The 15,661-nt window shown below is 57.4% G+C and carries 17 protein-coding genes; 10 read left to right on the top strand and 7 right to left on the bottom strand.

The genetic code is table 11. From position 1 onward, the window contains the following. Nucleotides 1–35 precede the first annotated feature (35 nt). Nucleotides 36–767, top strand: a complete 732-nt coding sequence (locus tag FHT92_RS08275) for an HNH endonuclease (RefSeq protein ID WP_113146731.1) — start codon at nucleotides 36–38, stop codon at nucleotides 765–767. Here FHT92_RS08275 and FHT92_RS08270 read toward each other — a convergent pair. Together FHT92_RS08270 and FHT92_RS08265 are read right to left on the bottom strand one after the other, a co-directional pair. Further along, nucleotides 764–1,498, bottom strand: coding sequence for a hypothetical protein (locus FHT92_RS08270; protein ID WP_183823732.1), 735 nt, complete (start codon nucleotides 1,496–1,498; stop codon nucleotides 764–766). The genes FHT92_RS08275 and FHT92_RS08270 overlap by 4 nt on opposite strands. A gap of 1 nt (nucleotide 1,499) precedes the next feature. Beyond that, the gene (locus FHT92_RS08265) at nucleotides 1,500–1,850 is read right to left on the bottom strand and encodes a hypothetical protein (protein ID WP_183823730.1); all 351 of its coding nucleotides are present in this window, start codon (nucleotides 1,848–1,850) and stop codon (nucleotides 1,500–1,502) included. A 760-nt stretch (nucleotides 1,851–2,610) separates the two neighbouring features. Here FHT92_RS08265 and FHT92_RS08260 point away from each other — a divergent pair. After that, nucleotides 2,611–3,147 carry a hypothetical protein gene (locus FHT92_RS08260; protein ID WP_183823728.1) on the top strand — a complete coding sequence of 179 codons (537 nt, stop codon included), beginning with the start codon at nucleotides 2,611–2,613 and terminating at the stop codon, nucleotides 3,145–3,147. A gap of 272 nt (nucleotides 3,148–3,419) precedes the next feature. Here the strand turns inward: FHT92_RS08260 and FHT92_RS08255 are convergent, their stop codons facing one another. Continuing rightward, nucleotides 3,420–3,725, bottom strand: coding sequence for a hypothetical protein (locus tag FHT92_RS08255; protein ID WP_183823726.1), 306 nt, complete (start codon nucleotides 3,723–3,725; stop codon nucleotides 3,420–3,422). 216 nt (nucleotides 3,726–3,941) lie between these two features. Between FHT92_RS08255 and FHT92_RS08250 the strand changes: the two genes are divergently transcribed. The 3 genes from FHT92_RS08250 (at nucleotide 3,942) to FHT92_RS08240 (ending at nucleotide 7,446) form a co-directional block, all read left to right on the top strand. Then, nucleotides 3,942–5,261, top strand: coding sequence for a hypothetical protein (locus tag FHT92_RS08250; protein ID WP_183823724.1), 1,320 nt, complete (start codon nucleotides 3,942–3,944; stop codon nucleotides 5,259–5,261). Nucleotides 5,262–5,529: 268 nt separating this feature from the next. Next, the gene (locus tag FHT92_RS08245) at nucleotides 5,530–5,880 is read left to right on the top strand and encodes a hypothetical protein (protein WP_183823722.1); all 351 of its coding nucleotides are present in this window, start codon (nucleotides 5,530–5,532) and stop codon (nucleotides 5,878–5,880) included. Nucleotides 5,881–6,396: 516 nt separating this feature from the next. Further along, on the top strand, nucleotides 6,397–7,446 hold the full coding sequence (locus FHT92_RS08240; RefSeq protein ID WP_183823720.1) for a hypothetical protein: 1,050 nt from the start codon (nucleotides 6,397–6,399) through the stop codon (nucleotides 7,444–7,446). Nucleotides 7,447–7,463: 17 nt separating this feature from the next. On the opposite strand, the gene FHT92_RS08235 is transcribed toward FHT92_RS08240, so the two are convergent. Continuing rightward, nucleotides 7,464–8,831, bottom strand: coding sequence for a tyrosine-type recombinase/integrase (locus tag FHT92_RS08235; protein ID WP_246735147.1), 1,368 nt, complete (start codon nucleotides 8,829–8,831; stop codon nucleotides 7,464–7,466). A gap of 271 nt (nucleotides 8,832–9,102) precedes the next feature. On the opposite strand from FHT92_RS08235, the gene FHT92_RS08230 reads away from it, so the two are divergent. Continuing rightward, nucleotides 9,103–9,825 carry a YoaK family protein gene (locus FHT92_RS08230; protein WP_183745489.1) on the top strand — a complete coding sequence of 241 codons (723 nt, stop codon included), beginning with the start codon at nucleotides 9,103–9,105 and terminating at the stop codon, nucleotides 9,823–9,825. Nucleotides 9,826–9,947: 122 nt separating this feature from the next. On the opposite strand, the gene FHT92_RS08225 is transcribed toward FHT92_RS08230, so the two are convergent. Next, a complete protein-coding gene (locus FHT92_RS08225; RefSeq protein WP_183823718.1) occupies nucleotides 9,948–10,421 on the bottom strand; it encodes a hypothetical protein in 474 nt (157 codons plus the stop codon). Nucleotides 10,422–10,534: 113 nt separating this feature from the next. On the opposite strand from FHT92_RS08225, the gene FHT92_RS08220 reads away from it, so the two are divergent. After that, nucleotides 10,535–11,170: a trimeric intracellular cation channel family protein gene (locus FHT92_RS08220; RefSeq protein WP_183745495.1), complete on the top strand. Its 636-nt coding sequence runs from the start codon at nucleotides 10,535–10,537 to the stop codon at nucleotides 11,168–11,170. 2 nt (nucleotides 11,171–11,172) lie between these two features. On the opposite strand, the gene irrA is transcribed toward FHT92_RS08220, so the two are convergent. Then, nucleotides 11,173–11,592, bottom strand: a complete 420-nt coding sequence (gene irrA / locus FHT92_RS08215; RefSeq protein ID WP_183745497.1) for an iron response transcriptional regulator IrrA — start codon at nucleotides 11,590–11,592, stop codon at nucleotides 11,173–11,175. Nucleotides 11,593–11,894: 302 nt separating this feature from the next. On the opposite strand from irrA, the gene fabA reads away from it, so the two are divergent. Genes fabA through fabI form a run of 3 tightly spaced genes read left to right on the top strand, consistent with a single transcriptional unit; the run spans nucleotide 11,895 to nucleotide 14,500 of the window. Beyond that, a complete protein-coding gene (fabA, locus tag FHT92_RS08210; RefSeq protein WP_007814145.1) occupies nucleotides 11,895–12,410 on the top strand; it encodes a 3-hydroxyacyl-[acyl-carrier-protein] dehydratase FabA in 516 nt (171 codons plus the stop codon). A gap of 46 nt (nucleotides 12,411–12,456) precedes the next feature. Further along, entirely contained in the window at nucleotides 12,457–13,689 is a 1,233-nt protein-coding gene (gene fabB / locus FHT92_RS08205) for a beta-ketoacyl-ACP synthase I (RefSeq protein ID WP_183823716.1), read from the top strand. Between the two features lie 4 nt (nucleotides 13,690–13,693). Further along, nucleotides 13,694–14,500, top strand: coding sequence for an enoyl-ACP reductase FabI (gene fabI, locus FHT92_RS08200; protein ID WP_183823714.1), 807 nt, complete (start codon nucleotides 13,694–13,696; stop codon nucleotides 14,498–14,500). Between the two features lie 45 nt (nucleotides 14,501–14,545). Here the strand turns inward: fabI and FHT92_RS08195 are convergent, their stop codons facing one another. Further along, nucleotides 14,546–15,562 carry a class I SAM-dependent methyltransferase gene (locus tag FHT92_RS08195; protein ID WP_183823712.1) on the bottom strand — a complete coding sequence of 339 codons (1,017 nt, stop codon included), beginning with the start codon at nucleotides 15,560–15,562 and terminating at the stop codon, nucleotides 14,546–14,548. Between the last annotated feature and the right edge of the window lie 99 nt (nucleotides 15,563–15,661).

The raw sequence follows: 15,661 nt of genomic DNA, 5'->3' as shown, positions 1-15,661 counted from the left end.
ATCTGTCAGACGAAGCTCGGTGAGGGATAATGTGAATGCCGATAACTGATGGACACGGAAACGCGAAATGGACGCGAGAGGAATCGATATTAGCTCTCGATCTGCTTTACCGCCATGGTCGTTCAATCAGCGAATCGCATCCTGATGTGCAGGAACTCTCTGCGCTTCTTCGCCGTTCAACCCTCCACCCGCCCGAAAAACGGCAAAACAGTTTCCGGAATCCCGCAGGGGTCGAATTCAAGATACAGAACTTGATGTCAGCGATAGACCCCAAGCGTAAATTAAGTGCGTCGGACGTTGATCGGGAAATCACTGCCGCATATCCAGAACATCTTCGCGATGAGGTCGCAAGCATCGCGCGAGCGCTTCGTGTCACACTGGATCTACCGGCGGTACAGGACGACGAAATTCCAGATGACGAGGTTTTCATTGAGGGACGTTGGCTGACGGCTCGCCACAGGCACCGTGATCGTCGGCTTCGGAAACGTCTACTCTTCAACCTTCGCCATGAAGCTCTCAAGTGCGAGATGTGTGATCATTCGCGTCCCAAGCTTGAACGTGATCTTCAGGAAAGCCTCTACGAAGCCCACCACAGAATACCGCTCGCCAAAGCGGAGGGCCAGCGTTCAACTCGGGTAGCCGACATGGCGCTTCTCTGCGCGTGTTGCCATCGCCTAATTCACAAACTGATCGCTCACGAAAAAAGGTGGGTGAGTGTCGCAGAAGCACGAGCAATAGCACTTGGAGAAGCTGCGGCGGGTAACTAGCTAGCGGCCTCTGGTCGCCAACGCAACATTTCGTTTTCCAGTAGGATTTGGCGCACTTCCTCCTTTGTAGGAGCCTTGAATTCAACGGCCATCACTGCCAACTCGGGCAGCCCTGGATTGCTGTCAGGATCAACATCAATATACACACGGGCCTGGCATCCCCGCGCGATCTCAGAATAGGCTAGCAATTGGCAGATTGTTTCGAGGCCGGCAAAGTCATGGGGACCAATGCCAACGATTTTGAGATTCCACAGATCGTCTTTGACCTCACTGCGTTCTCCAGTCAGTTCCCACCAATCTCGTTTAAAGTCACCTTCCTGTGTGGGTGCATCAAACATCACGTTCGACAGATCGAGTGCGACATGCCATTTCATCGCAGGTTGTTCATCGGTCAGCGGGTCGGGGTTTGTGATCTCTGAGGGCAGCACCTTGAAGGATGCTTTGTCCAATCGCCCCGAAGACAGCGCCATTCGCTTTGTGTCTTCGAGAAGTATCGGGTAAATATTCTCGGTCTCCCTGTCGCTGAAATTCTCCGCAGCCGCCATGAAGGTTCCTTGGTCGGCAATACACCGCTCGACATCGCCCTTTTCCAAAACCTCGAATTTGACGTAATCCGCACATGCGTGCTTCCGGTCAGCCAGTTCGTCTTTGGAACACGAGGAAAGCAGAAGCAGGCTCAGGCTAGCTGCGATTGAGACCAGCGATGGCGTTAAGACGGTCCCCATCTGCACCTCACTGTCCCGCCTGCGGCGGTTGTCTAAACGGTTGTGTATCGTGCTCCCAAGGAAGGCATGTCGGTTTGCGAACGCCGATGCCGTAGCAAAAAGAAAGCTCACCGGTCGTTGTGTCGATCCGAATTGCAGTGCCAGTGCCGGGCGTTCCTGTGACGAGCTGGTATCTGCCAAGCGAACCAAATGGTGAAAAGTTTAAGACAGCGGCCCCGCCAAGAATGATCCCGATTGCACTCAAAAGGACCACGTTGAATGGTGTCATTGCGGTGCGCTCGGCTGGCCTACTCGATGTTGAGTCTGCTGGATGCGAGCGGTCGTTGCTGCTGGCCTGATAAATATCACTGCTGCTCATCGGTTTCCCCTGAGGCCGTCGCCTGCGGTTCGCCCCCGCAAGCTTGCCTCCATGACCCGTTGATCGGGGAGTTGGAAAACCGAGCTTAGTCGGTCCCTGAGGCCTTTAGCTCGAAGAACCTGGACATACGCCACAGGCTCCCCGACCAGCAAAGGTCAAGGATCGGACCCCTTCCGGTGGGGACCATACCGCTAAGCTCAGGGTTTCCACGCCCCGGAGCGCCGCGTCTGCGCTCACCTTCCATGTAGCCCATCTCTCACCCGCTGCCAACGGGGAGGGCGAGACGGGGCAGGCCGGGCTAGGCCACCTAGGGCGGCACCACCCTTTGGTCAGACAGGAGGCCAGCACTAGCACATAGACACCCTCACCAGCCCAAGGCGCACCCACGAGGCCACCATGACATGACGCGGCCACCCTCTGGACTCAGAGACACCAAGTGCAAGGTCACTACCCCCACCCTTGTAGTACCAAGCAGTATATGCTCAAGGGCCACAAGGTAACACCGTAGCACCACCGAGGCACAGTGAGGTCCCATGGAGGCGATACCCTGTACATGGAGCCCACCTGACCACGGAGATAGGAGGATGGGTGATAGCTACCACCAGTATACCCTCCTACCGCTGGAGGCCAAGACCCAACGAATACATAAAAAAGACTTATGTCTGTAAAATAAATACATAAAATCATCTTGAATTGATCGCGGCCAAGCCTCAGATGAGGGCGGTGGCGCTTGCCACTTCGATCAACCAACGAGAGTAAAATGAACGATCTGAAAATCTTCATCGATGCGGGGCAGGATGGTTCTGCTGAGCTGAGCGGCCGCCATCGTCCGTGCGCTTACGTCGCCCTCAAGACTGACGGCAAAACTGCAGTAGCCTACTGCGGGATGGGAAATCTGCGCGATATGAACGCGGTTTCGGCAGAGGCTCTGGTGGCTACACTGACAGACATTTACGCCGACCTTGGTGGCTCATCCGATCCGGTTCCCGATATCGAAATAATCAGCGCAAGTCCTGGTTTCTGGAAGCGGCTGGACCTGACGCAGGAGGCCGAATTGTTAAATCCTAAGCGTGCACAAGGCTTAGACCAGCACGATTGCTGGAAGAAGCTCGCGACCCTTAACGCCATCCTCGGGCTGGCACGTCCACGAAAGCCAGCATCGCCTGGCGAGGAGGATATGTTGAAACGGGTCAATCAACGACGCAAAGAATTAGCCAAACGGTCAGTCGCTGAGGTTTCCCATGATGCTTCCGGTATTACTGCGGCTTGGCCTGAAGACTGGGAGCTCGACAGTTGACGCGGTTGCCAAAGAGACGGCCTACCGCTCAGAGAAACGATGCTATCAAGCAACGCTGCGCGGTCCCCGGATGCAGCCGGCCTTCCGAAGCCTCCGAGGGTAACGGCTTAGCTCAATATCACTGCCGATATCACGTCCAGCATAAGTCCCGGCACGGCTCCCATTGGCACCCCACCTATAAGGCGTCCGAACTGCGACCCTACGTTAAGAGCGCGGAACGGTGGATTAAAGAACACCGAGAGGGCTCGACCTATCGGGGGGCCTATTGGGAGTTAGAGCACTTCATGGCAGGGCTGGGACGTGTTGACCCTGCGATGAACTTGCGGGGACAGCCGGCAGAGTATCGCGCTCGGGTTGCCTTTGCGCGTCTGCGGGCAGCGGAAATCCCAACGAGGAGGATCATCGCCATTTATCTTGGCGTTGCGGCCCTCATTGAGGATGATTTCGGCAGCCACCGCACCCGTGAGTTCCGCATTGTGCAAGCCGCGAAGGCTGTCCATAGGCTCGCCAGCGGCACCCACCGCAAGTGGGACGTTTGGGATCCCCGAACGGGCAGCACCCGGCAGACCGAACTGCACGCTTATCCTCGCTCATCTGGGCACGTCCTGAGGAAGATCGGTGAGGTGCTGGAAAAGGCATCCGACGAGCTGACCCGTGTAGCAGTGCCCGAGGTGATCGCAATGCGCGCCAAACGCTTCGGACCCCATCCATCTCATCCGCCTGTCGCTAAGGCGTCCTAGTCAACAACAAAGTCCTCACCGCCGTCTGATCACCTGGCGGAGGTGGGGACGCATATGTTGGAGCTTGTCTTGCATCCCAAAAGAGAAGCGGACGAAAAGGCGCTGCCTCATGTCCTGCATTACGACCCGTGGCTGGCCGCTCGTGGCGATGGTTTCATCGCATTGGCTGACCATATGTTTGAAGAGCTTCCACGCCCGATCATCACCGAAGGAAGGAAGCCGAGAGCCGACGCAGAGGATCGTCGCAAACTCTGCTTGAAGACGCTCGTCGCTAACCTTGTGAAGGCCGCGCTCAGTCCCTCTCAGTATGTCGGCGTGGCGGTCCCGCTGGGTAATGGGAAGCTGACCCGATACGACCGGAAAGACTTCAACGCTGATGTCTTAAGGCTGGTGATCGCTGAGGCGAGCCAAGCGGGCCTTGTCGCAGCGGAGAAGGCTGTCTTCAAGGAGCGGCGGACAGTCGTCGCCCCAACGCCGTATCTCCTCAGGCTCGTTGCCGAGAATGGTGTATCGCTTGCCGATCTGCATCACCTCGAAGGCCGGGAGATAATCGAACTGTGGGCGGGGAGCAGAAGGAGCGGCCACAAGACGCCTGTCGACTATGCAGATTCCCGCGAAGCCGATGCGCTGCGGGTCGAGATGACACAGATTAACAAGGTCCTCAACACTGCCGATATTCGCCTTGATGATCACCAAACCGGTCCCATCCAGCTCGTGCGAAAATTCCGCATTGAAAAACCCCAAGACTCTCAGAAGTTCGACCGGCATGGCAGACTTTACGGCGGCTTCTGGCAGGACTGGCCAAAGGACCAACGCTATCGGCTTACGATTGGAGGGGAGCCGGTCGTGGATCTCGACTTCGCATCCATGTTCATTCAGCTCGCTTATTGCCGCCAAGGCGTAAAGCCGCGCAACGGCGACCTGTACGCAATTCCTGGCCTGGAGGCGCACCGCAAAATCGTCAAATCACTGATGGTTTCGCTCTTCTTCCGAAACGTTGTTGCACGCCGGCTACCTTCCGGCAGCAAAGAGGCATTGCCCGAGGGATGGAGCATGGAACGCTTTAAAGCCGAGGCGGCGGCTCTCCATCCGGCTATTGCCCTGCTGTTCGATACCAATGTCGGCTTTGAGCTGATGGCGCTCGAAAGCGAAATTCTTGTCGGCATTCTAACCGAGCTGGCCGCAAGGGGGGTGGCCGCGTTGCCGATGCACGATGGAATCATGGTGGCGGCCAGTCAAAAGGAATTGGCCATCGAAATCATGCAGAATGTTAGCGTCTTAAAGGTTGGCCGGGCGCTGCCGGTAGTCGAAAAGCCAATCGAGGGGCCCTTGCCAAATAACTCCCCACTATGGCGCTCTAGGGCTGCCTCATAGGGACAATCGCCATTGCACTAGAACCATCATCACCTTCAACTTAGATGCCAACTTCAAGATGCCCGGTGGAAGCTAGAGGCGTATCTCAAAGTGACCAACCTAAAGCAGCCTCTGTGCACCTGTCGGGGACTGGCTCCTGGGGAGGAGATGAGTGAGGGGGTAATCTACCATCAATGCAGCGTCATGAAGCCATTCCTTGCGTTCGGCAGTAGGAAACTTAAAGTTCGATTCCATGGGCGGCTGGCAGTGGGGGACTGTGATGGGGTCTATGGTTCGCAAGAAACTGCTGTTGGCGTTGGCCTCGCTGTTTATCATCGGCACCCCGATTGCCTATGCCTGTGAGCAACCCATTGTGCTGTCCAACTGGAAGTCATGCGCGGTGGGGCCGTTGAGCGAAACCGGAGGCGAGGCCGATTGGAAGGCCGTCCCGAAGGGGACCCGAAGCAAAGACCTCAGGCCATGGTTCATGGATGATCCTCGCCTGCTCGCCAATCATGGTCTGTGTAAGGCCAAGTTCCATCGGGTCGTGCTTTGTGCGCCGGGATGGCAGGAGAGCGACGATAAGGAAGCTTGCTGGTACCCGATTTGCAATGGCTACCGAGCGTCCCAGAGCCATTGATGAAGTAACAGAACCTCGAAGCCGCCTCGTTCCTACCGAATTCGAAGAGAAAGAATGAATATTCGCCGGCGCAAAAGCAGCCAATTGCAACCTTGACGCTACAATGCTAAGCCCAAGCAAATTTTGTTTTGGATGCTTGCATGTTTAAAGAGCCGCTACCCGCGAGTTGCCCACCAACTACCGCCGTGAACTTGGAAGGGAAATTTCTACGATTAGTCGAAACGACGACGCTATCCCCGAACGCTTTCTTATCTCGGACAGCCCTTGGACGTCCCCCACTACCCGGCAAAGAATGCTCTTGCAGCGCATGCTCATTGATCGTGCCGTCAATCAGTCGGGAGGCGCTTATCGATCTCACACGATATCCCAAACTGAGGAAAATGACTTCAGTCGCCACTATAACCATTGGGCCTAATGATGGTGTAGGCGAAACTAATGGCAAACATGTCGATTACTGGATGTATGCTTCCTTCAATCCGGGGAATCATGTGAGCCATATAACCGAGATCGCAAATTATGGTCAGTAAGAGCAAACTCACGGCCATCTATCAGGGCACTCTCGTTGAGTACGACGGGCCTCAATTGGCATACTTCATTACCAGCAGAGATTACCCGATGCTGTCCGTGGCAGTCGATCATCCAGAGCTTGGCTACGGAATGTTCAGTGTCGAGCTCAGCGATGCGCTTTTCGACAAATACATGCTGGGGAAGACGGACCTTGCTTCGCTCTTCCGCCACTCTATCGCTTCTCGCTTATATTTTCTCGATTTTATGGCAGGGTCGCAAGGCACGTTTAAACTGCTACGGGCCGATGTCGCCGAGATCAACAATGACGATTTCTATCCGTCGCGAGGCATTTTTTCGCGCTCGCATACAAGCAGCATCAATGACATTGCCGAAGTCGGGCAGGTTGTTGAGCGTTTTTTCATAGATGGTCGTTGGGATGCTCGGGACTTCGCCCGGTTCTCTGGCAAGCTGGCTGATACCTACGCTTTGGTAAGGATTGCAGATAAACTCGATGACGAAATAGCTGAGGAAGACAAAGGCCTGTTGATTGGCCTAATCGACGAACGCAATTGGCAGGGTGGAGGAAGCTACGGCGGCTTTTATGGGGAGGCGCGGGAAAAAACCAAGCGCGATTACCCTCTAAGCGTCGCGGGCATTGAATATCACTCTCCTGGATATATCGATATGCGAGGCCACGAGGATACGTTGAATGAGGTGGTGGGCGCAATTTCTGTCTACCGGGCCAATCGCGAGTCGCTTAACGAGCAATACCGGAGCCTACATAAACTTTTGCAGCGTGAAGGATTGCTGACTGCCGACCGACTAGCAAATTTCGGGACAACCTCCACAGCTGACCTAGCAGTAAAAAGGGCGATTGCATTGGGTGATACCCTTGGCCTCCCAAACGTCAAACTCCTCAGTGACTTGGCTGGCCCGGCCCCGGTGTTTGTCAAAGTTGTGCTCTCCTTTTTCCGTAGAATTCGCGATCTGAGTGTTTTCTATGCGGAAGGGCGCGTGAGGTCGGAGGTTGGCGATGGCGGGGTGAGCGGGGCCGGCTAAGCTGTGTCATTGTCCGGCTATTTTGGCAGCCTCACAGCCTGGACGCATTGCCGTGCCTGCTCTAGGAGCGGTCCCCCAGAGTAGACCCCAAAGGTCATCCCCTGCCGCTTGTGCCCGACCACAACAGCAATGGTGCTTTCCGGCTGCCCCGCCTGCTCAGCCTTGGTGATAAACCAGCGGCGGAAGCTGTGGAAGTTCACGAGACCCCTACGCTTGCCCTCGCGTCGATCCTCAACGCCAACTTTGCGGCGATATTCGGTGAACTCGTTGGAGGTCTTGAAGGACCGTTCGCGAAGTGAAGTGGACTTTTTAACGCCGGGCCATTCCGGGAAGATATCGTCTTCGGGCTCCTTGCCTTTCTTTCTGCGCTCGACGATCTCGACTAGATCGGGGTGGATGGGACAAAGGCGCGGCCCCGGTTCTTTCTTCTGGGGCTTAAATACAAACACCCCGTCATCGCGGCAGTCTTTCACCTTAAGGCATACAATGGCATCCAAACGGGCACCGGTCAGGGCGGCTATCCTCATCAGGTCGTCCATCTCGGGCTCTGCAGGACCTCTGAGCAAAGTCTTTACTTCATCGTCGGTGAATGGGCGCTCCTTCTGGTCAGTGGTCTGCTGAGGTTCACGCAAGCGCCGTCCTTGCCAGATGTTGGACTCGACTTCGTGCCGGTTCTCTAGCCAGGTCCAATAAACCGAAAGACGGCTAACGTATTTGTTGAGGGTGACAGGGGTCAGATTGGCGGTGAGGCTCGGAAGCTCATCGCAAAACCGAACGGCTTCCTTCTTGGTCATCGCTTGAAGATACGGCGGTACACCAGCCTTTTCGCACCACTCCTTCAAGAGTTTAATGGCCCGCTTATCGTCTGCCATCGTGCGCGCCTTGACGTGCGACATCGCCAGAAACTTCTCATGGTGAAGGTCGATTGGTGTCTTGTCACCGCGCGCCAATTGAGAAAAATCCACAGCGAGACGTAAGCGATCGGGGTCGAAGACTTCACTGCCATCCTCGTCAATGGCGATCGGTCGGCCCGCAAGTGATTCCGCTTGCCAGTCGATTTCCTCATCGATCTCATCTCGCCGTGCCAGATCGAAAGCACTCTTGCGCTGCTCGGCAAACCGAATGGCCTGCTGCATCGCTTGCTCGCGGCTTATTGATCGGGCGGCCTCCAACGAGAGCGATGGATTTTCGGCGTGCGCTATGATCGCTTTAAACTCGGCTATGACATCCCACTTAAGCCTGTTCGCCTCCTTAAGGCTGTCTGTCCCCAGCGACCTCTTCAACTTGGTGCCGAGTTTGGCGCACAGTTTCTTCGGTACGTTGACGACAACGCGCCACTGGTTGCCGTGACGCTCCAGAAACATGCGATCAGATGAAAGGGACAAAAAAGCCTCCAAGTACCCAAAAAAGTACCCATATCTAGTCCCACAGCAGGCTGATTTTCAATAAGGATTTGAGAGAAAAGAGAAATTTTTAGGGCAAGGTTGTCTCCCGCTTAGCTCCACCAAATTATCCCGAATGCAGTTCCACAGGCACTTCAGGTCAACGTAACTGACATTTTTCAGCAATTGCCCGGTTGTCAGCCTTGTCGAAGGCTGAAAGCGAGTTCTTATATCGGTTGAGGCCAGCCGATTCGGCGCCTGCCGGACCCAGACCATGACACGAGCAAGACGCCGCCGCATCATCAGAACCCGCAGGACCGCGACCGGACTGGCGCTGGTTGGCTCGATTTCCTTTCTTGCGGGAATGACAGATGCGACCGGCCTGCTTCTGACCGGCGACTTCGTATCCTTCATGACCGGCAACACGACGCGGGCGGCACTGGCCCTGAGCAGCGGCGATATCAGGCATGCTGCAGTGCTGCTGTCGGCTATCATCGTCTTCGTGCTTGGCAATGCCGCTGGCATCGTCGTCGCGCACCGGGCCGAAAGGCGCATCTTCGTCGTGCTCTGCTGCGTCAGCCTTATGCTTGCGCTCGCCTCGATGATGACGCTGCAGGATCTGCTGATGGCGCGTTTCTTTCTGATCGTTTTCGCAATGGGCATGGTGAATGCGGCGGTTGAGCATATTGAAGGGCTGCCGATCGGTCTGACCTATGTGACCGGCGCACTGTCGCGCTTTGGCCGCGGCATAGGCCGCTGGATCATTGGCGACCGGCGCCTCGATTGGACCATTCAGGTTGTGCCGTGGGGCGGCATGGTGCTCGGGGCCATCAGCGGGGCGCTCATGACCCGCCTTGTGGGCGCGCAGGCGCTGTGGCTGGTCTCCGTCTTCGCGATGGCACTCGCGATTGTCGCTTTGTTTATTCCACGCCCGCTGCAGCGCCGGTTCAATCAAAAGATCGGAGCCTCCGGCCCCCATTCGGCGCGTGCCAGATAACCGTCCTATGACACCCAGCCGAGCCTGAACGCTGAGAATCTGGGGACTGCCCTTCGCGAATGGTACAGCTCGTCGGCTACTATGTCGCCGGCCGCACTCCGGCGCTCTTTCCGAATTGAGGCCTATTTCTTGGAGATGGTGACGAATTTCGTACCCCGCACGCGGGTGGTGACGAGGCAAGGGTCGCCGCCGGTGCGATCGCAGAAACGGGGATTCATTTTCATTGCGAGTACCATATTGCCGAAACGCTTGATGAAGTCGTAACCGTAGATCTGCGCGGTCGCGATCATGAAATAACCGCCTTCGGCCACCTGCAGATAAAAATTATAGGTGCAGCCGTCTTCATTGCATTGCGGACCCTTCTGGCCGTCGCAGGTGAGTTCGCCCTCGTTGATGACCACGTCCATCAGCCCGTCATTGTTGATATCCCGGCGGGTGAGGAAGCCATTACCGAAGGATGCCTCCGTGCATTGTTCCTGGAAATGCTTCTTTTCGTAGATCTCCGGGTCGGAGATCAGCGACTGCTGTGCGAAGGCCGCGACTGGCATGACCAGCAGCAAAACGACGTTCAGGAGTATGGGCAACAGCGTCTTCACGGCTTTCCTCTTATGGATAAAGGCTCTCTGGCCTTCCATTCTGGGCGCGCCGCCTTGCGCCGCCCTTGCCGCGATGATTCAGTGGGTCTCGTTCCGCCGGTCAGGAGGCCCTGATGTCATTGCTCGTCTATCTCGATTATGCCGGCATTGCCCTTTTTGCCGCAACCGGCGCGCTGGCCGCCTCGCGCAAGCAGCTCGACTTGATAGGCTTTCTGTTTTTCGCGATCGTGACGGGGACGGGCGGTGGTACCGTGCGCGACATCATCCTCGGCCGGGTACCGGTCTTTTGGGTGTTGAACCCGTTCTATATTGTCATCTGCTGCATCGCGGGCATTGTCGTTTTCTTTACGGCCCATCTCCTGGAATCGCGCTATCGCCTGCTGATCTGGCTCGATGCGGTCGGTCTTGCCGCCTATTGCGTGCTCGGCGCCGCCAAGGGATTGGCCGCGACCGGCTCGCCGACGATCGCCATCGTCACCGGCGCGCTGACGGCGACCTTCGGCGGCATCCTGCGCGATCTCCTGGCAAACGAACCATCCGTGCTGTTGCGCCCGGAAATCTACGTGACGGCGGCCCTGGTGGGATCTGGCGTCTTTACCGGTGCCAATGCGCTTGGCGCCGAGCTCTACATCGCATCGGCCTGCGGTGTCGCGGCAGCCTTCGCAGTGCGTGGCGGCGCCCTGTGGTTCGGCTGGACATTCCCGACCTACAAGCACATGCCTGGCCGGCACCCCGACGACGTGATGTGATGTCAGATCTGCTTGTGCCGCAGGCGGATGACGACATCGACGTGGGCAATTTCCATGCCCTCGGGCGGCGGCGGCAGATTGTCGATGGTCAGTTTGCTGATCGGAATATCCAGCACTTCGTTTTCGCCTTCGACGAAAAAGTGATGGTGATCGGAGACATTGGTATCGAAATAGGTCTTGGCGCTCTCGACGGCGAGAACGCGGATCAGGCCGGCTTCTGTGAACTGATGCAGCGTGTTGTAGACCGTCGCGAGCGAAACCGGCACGCCGGCGGCAACCGCTTCCTCGTGCAGTTCCTCGACAGTCAAATGCCGGTCGCCCTTGGCAAACAGGAGGTCGCCAAGCGCAACGCGCTGGCGGGTGGGACGCAGGCCTGCGCTACGCAGCCTGACCTCAATGGCGATCGGGGTTTCACCCGTCATTAACACCAACTCCGGTTATTCTGGCGAAAAGCAATCATGTTTGTTCCAAGCGATATAACTTTTGCGCAAAAGCCTTTCAATAGTTCAATGGGGACAAGAGCCTTCGAAAGGCCGCAAAAACGGGCTTCTGACGCAATTAGGTCTGGTCCCGGCCCTGGCCTTCCTGTATGCGACCACCAAATACTGGCTCAGGCCCAGTCCGGACCAAAAAATGAAGCCGCCACGCTTGCGCTTCATTTTCTGAAGAACTTGGACTAAAGACACACATCCATCGCCAAGAACGCGGGGGGAAACAGAGATTTATGACGACCAGACAGTCCAGCTACTCCTATGAAGAACTCATCGCCTGCGCACATGGCGAGCTGTTTGGGCCTGGCAATGCGCAACTGCCTTTGCCGCCTATGCTGATGGTTCATCGGATCACGGATATCTCTGAAACGGGCGGCGCCTTCGACAAGGGCTACCTGCGGGCCGAATACGATGTTCGCCCTGACGACTGGTATTTCCCCTGCCATTTCGAAGGCAACCCGATCATGCCCGGCTGCCTCGGCCTTGACGGCATGTGGCAGCTGACCGGCTTCTATCTGGGTTGGCTCGGTGAACAAGGCCGCGGCATGGCGCTCTCGACCGGCGAAGTGAAGTTCAAGGGCATGGTCCGTCCGCACACGAAGCTGATTGAATATGGTATCGATTTCAAGCGCGTCATGCGCGGCCGTCTGGTGCTCGGCACTGCCGATGGCTGGCTGAAGGCGGATGGCGAAACCATTTATCAAGCGACCGATCTTCGCGTCGGTCTCTCGAAAGACAAGACGGCCTGAAAACCGCATTTCAAGCGGCTCACGAAAACAACAAGGGTTTGATCAGATGAGACGGGTAGTTGTCACGGGTCTAGGTGTCGTGTCTTCGATCGGAAACGACGCGGCCGAAGTTACCGAATCCTTGCGCCAGGCAAAGTCCGGTATTTCCTTCTCCAGCGATTTCGCCGAACACGGCTTCAAGTGCCAGGTCTGGGGCAGCCCCAAGCTCGGCGCCGACAAGCTCGCCGAACTGGTTGACCGCCGGGCCATGCGCTTCCTCTCGCAGGGCGGTGCCTGGAACCATGTCGCCATGAAGCAGGCGATCGCCGATTCCGGTCTGGAGGAGAAGGAATACAGCGAAAACGAGCGCGTCGGCATCATCATGGGTTCCGGCGGTCCGTCCACGCGCACGCTCATCGAAGCAGCCGAGATCACTGTCAAGAACAACAGCCCGAAGCGCATCGGTCCCTTCGCCGTGCCGAAGGCCATGTCGTCCACCGCGTCAGCAACGCTCGCCACCTGGTTCAAGATCCACGGTGTCAATTACTCGATCTCTTCGGCCTGCTCCACGTCAGCGCATTGCATCGGCAATGCCGTCGAGATGATTCAGTGGGGCAAGCAGGACATGATGTTTGCCGGCGGCCACGAAGATCTCGACTGGACCATGTCGAACCTCTTCGACGCCATGGGGGCCATGTCCTCCAAGTATAACGACACGCCGGAATCGGCTTCTCGCGCCTATGACGTCAGCCGTGATGGCTTCGTCATCGCCGGCGGCGCTGGCGTGCTCGTCCTCGAGGAGCTGGAACATGCCAAGGCGCGCGGCGCCAAGATCTACGCCGAAATCATCGGCTACGGCGCAACCTCCGATGGCTATGACATGGTCGCTCCCTCGGGCGAAGGTGCTATCCGTTGCATGCGCCAGGCGCTGGCGACCGTGAAGGGTGATGTCGACTACATCAACACGCACGGCACTTCGACACCGGTCGGCGACAGCAAGGAAATCGGTGCCATCCGCGAAGTCTTCGGCGATAAGCTGCCGCATATCCAGTCAACCAAGTCGCTGACGGGCCATTCGCTCGGTGCCGCCGGCGTGCAGGAATCGATCTATTCCCTGCTGATGATGCAGGAAGGCTTCATTGGCGAGAGCGCGCATATCAAGGAACTCGATCCAGAATTCGAAGGCGTGCCGATCGTCCGCAAGCGCATTGACAACGCCAAGATCGATATTGCTCTTTCCAACTCCTTCGGCTTCGGCGGCACCAACGCCACGCTCGTGTTCCAGCGCTATAACGGATAACAGTATGACCGGAATCATGCAGGGTAAGCGCGGCCTCATCATGGGCGTCGCAAACAACCACTCGATCGCGTGGGGAATTTCGAAGGCCCTCGCTGCACAGGGCGCAGAACTGGCTTTCACCTTCCAGGGCGAGGCGCTCGGCAAGCGCGTCAAGCCACTTGCAGCCGAACTCGGCTCCGACTTTCTCCTGCCTTGCGATGTCGAAGATATCGCTTCGGTCGATACCGTCATCGACGCGATCAAGGAGCGCTGGGGCAAACTGGATTTCATCGTCCATGCCATCGGCTTTTCCGACAAGAACGAGCTGAAGGGCCTCTACGCCGATACGACGCGCGAGAATTTCAGCCGTACTATGGTCATCTCCTGTTTCTCCTTCACGGAGATCGCCAAGCGCTGTGCGCCGCTGATGGAAGATGGCGGCACCATGCTGACGCTGACCTATAACGGCTCGACGCGCGTCATTCCGAACTACAACGTCATGGGCGTCGCCAAGGCCGCTCTGGAAGCCTCCGTGCGCTATCTAGCGGCCGATTACGGCCCGCGCGGCATCCGCGTCAACGCCATCTCCGCCGGCCCGATCCGCACCCTCGCCGGCGCCGGCATTTCCGATGCCCGCGCCATCCTGTCGTGGAACCAGCGCAATGCTCCGCTGCGCAAGACCGTCACGATCGACCAGGTCGGCAGTTCCGCGCTCTACCTGCTTTCGGATCTCTCGACGGGCGTGACCGGCGAAATCCACTTCGTCGATGCGGGCTACAACATCACGTCCATGCCGACACTGGAGACGCTGCGCAAGGCAGACGTCGAGTAGGGCCGGACAGGCTTAAAAAGAAAAGGCGGCACCGGCCGCCTTTTTTCATTTCCGTGCCCACAACACCTTGAAGCGGGCATTGCGGCAGGTCTCGCCGCTATCCTTGAAATGCTCCGCGAGCACCGGCTCATATGGCAGGCCGCGATTGGCCACAAGCATCAGCCGTCCACCGCCGCGCAGCGAAGAGGCGGCCGTCTTGATCATCGCCTGTCCGAGTGAAGGTTCAGCGGCATGGCCCTCATGGAAGGGCGGATTCATAATGACGAGATCGTACTTATCCCGCACCGGCTCGCCCGCCAGATCGTGCCAGAAGAAGCGCGCAGGCGCGTTCGGGCAGTTCTCCGCCAGATTGGCCTTGGCGGCCTCCAGGGCCTCGTAGTTGGCTTCGTAGAGGTCAAGGCGGGCAAGGTTCGGAGACTTCTGCGCCAGTTCGATGGAGAGATAGCCCCAGCCGGCACCGAAATCGGCCGCATCGCCAATGAAATCGGTGGGCAGGCGCGAGGCGAGAAGCTGCGAACCTGCGTCGAGCCTGTCATGCGAGAACATGCCGGGCGAGGCGATGAAGCGGCCTTCAACGCGCACCGGCGACTTACCAAACTTTGCGACGATCTCACTGACATCGGCCGGCCGGCCGAACCAGAAGGCGACGCCATGATATTTCGGCATATGTTCGGTATCGAGGCCGAAACTCTCCACACGTTTGCGCAGTGGCTGGATACCGTCTTCCTTGCCGCCGGCAACGACGATCAGCCCACCGGCTTTCACGCGGGAAAGGGCGGCGGCGATATTGGCTTCGTTCTCACCCTTGTGTTTGGTGCAGAGCACCAAGCCCGCATCGTAGTCTTCACCGTGGATCTCCGGATTGGCTTCGATACGTTGTGCCAGAAGCTGCCTGTAGAGTGGTTTGAAGCCCTGCACGGCCGCAAGCGACGCGGTAAAACCCGCAGGCAACCCAAAGCCCGCCTCTGCCCCAAGAAAGAGCACACGCTCGCCTTCGCCGGGCGATGCTACTGTTTCGCTGACAAAGGGGTGGAAGAGAGTTTTTAGCGTTTCGCGGCTCATGGTCTGGTCCCGTCGTCTGGAGCAATTCCAGAAAAAGTGCGCAGCGGTTTTTTCGTCCGCGATTGCGCAAAGGTCGAATACAAAAAGGGCGCGGAAACA

Source organism: Rhizobium sp. BK377 (assembly GCF_014193935.1).
GTDB lineage: Bacteria > Pseudomonadota > Alphaproteobacteria > Rhizobiales > Rhizobiaceae > Rhizobium.
This window is presented reverse-complemented; position numbering and strand designations above follow the sequence as displayed.

Coding starts and splice junctions, on each gene's coding strand:
- FHT92_RS08275 (WP_113146731.1), top strand. CDS start 36: ATGCCGATAACTGATGGACACGGAAACGCGAAATGGACGCGAGAGGAA.
- FHT92_RS08265 (WP_183823730.1), bottom strand. CDS start 1,850: ATGAGCAGCAGTGATATTTATCAGGCCAGCAGCAACGACCGCTCGCAT.
- FHT92_RS08260 (WP_183823728.1), top strand. CDS start 2,611: ATGAACGATCTGAAAATCTTCATCGATGCGGGGCAGGATGGTTCTGCT.
- FHT92_RS08250 (WP_183823724.1), top strand. CDS start 3,942: ATGTTGGAGCTTGTCTTGCATCCCAAAAGAGAAGCGGACGAAAAGGCG.
- FHT92_RS08245 (WP_183823722.1), top strand. CDS start 5,530: ATGGTTCGCAAGAAACTGCTGTTGGCGTTGGCCTCGCTGTTTATCATC.
- FHT92_RS08240 (WP_183823720.1), top strand. CDS start 6,397: ATGGTCAGTAAGAGCAAACTCACGGCCATCTATCAGGGCACTCTCGTT.
- FHT92_RS08230 (WP_183745489.1), top strand. CDS start 9,103: ATGACACGAGCAAGACGCCGCCGCATCATCAGAACCCGCAGGACCGCG.
- FHT92_RS08220 (WP_183745495.1), top strand. CDS start 10,535: ATGTCATTGCTCGTCTATCTCGATTATGCCGGCATTGCCCTTTTTGCC.
- irrA (WP_183745497.1), bottom strand. CDS start 11,592: ATGACGGGTGAAACCCCGATCGCCATTGAGGTCAGGCTGCGTAGCGCA.
- fabA (WP_007814145.1), top strand. CDS start 11,895: ATGACGACCAGACAGTCCAGCTACTCCTATGAAGAACTCATCGCCTGC.
- fabB (WP_183823716.1), top strand. CDS start 12,457: ATGAGACGGGTAGTTGTCACGGGTCTAGGTGTCGTGTCTTCGATCGGA.
- fabI (WP_183823714.1), top strand. CDS start 13,694: ATGACCGGAATCATGCAGGGTAAGCGCGGCCTCATCATGGGCGTCGCA.
- FHT92_RS08195 (WP_183823712.1), bottom strand. CDS start 15,562: ATGAGCCGCGAAACGCTAAAAACTCTCTTCCACCCCTTTGTCAGCGAA.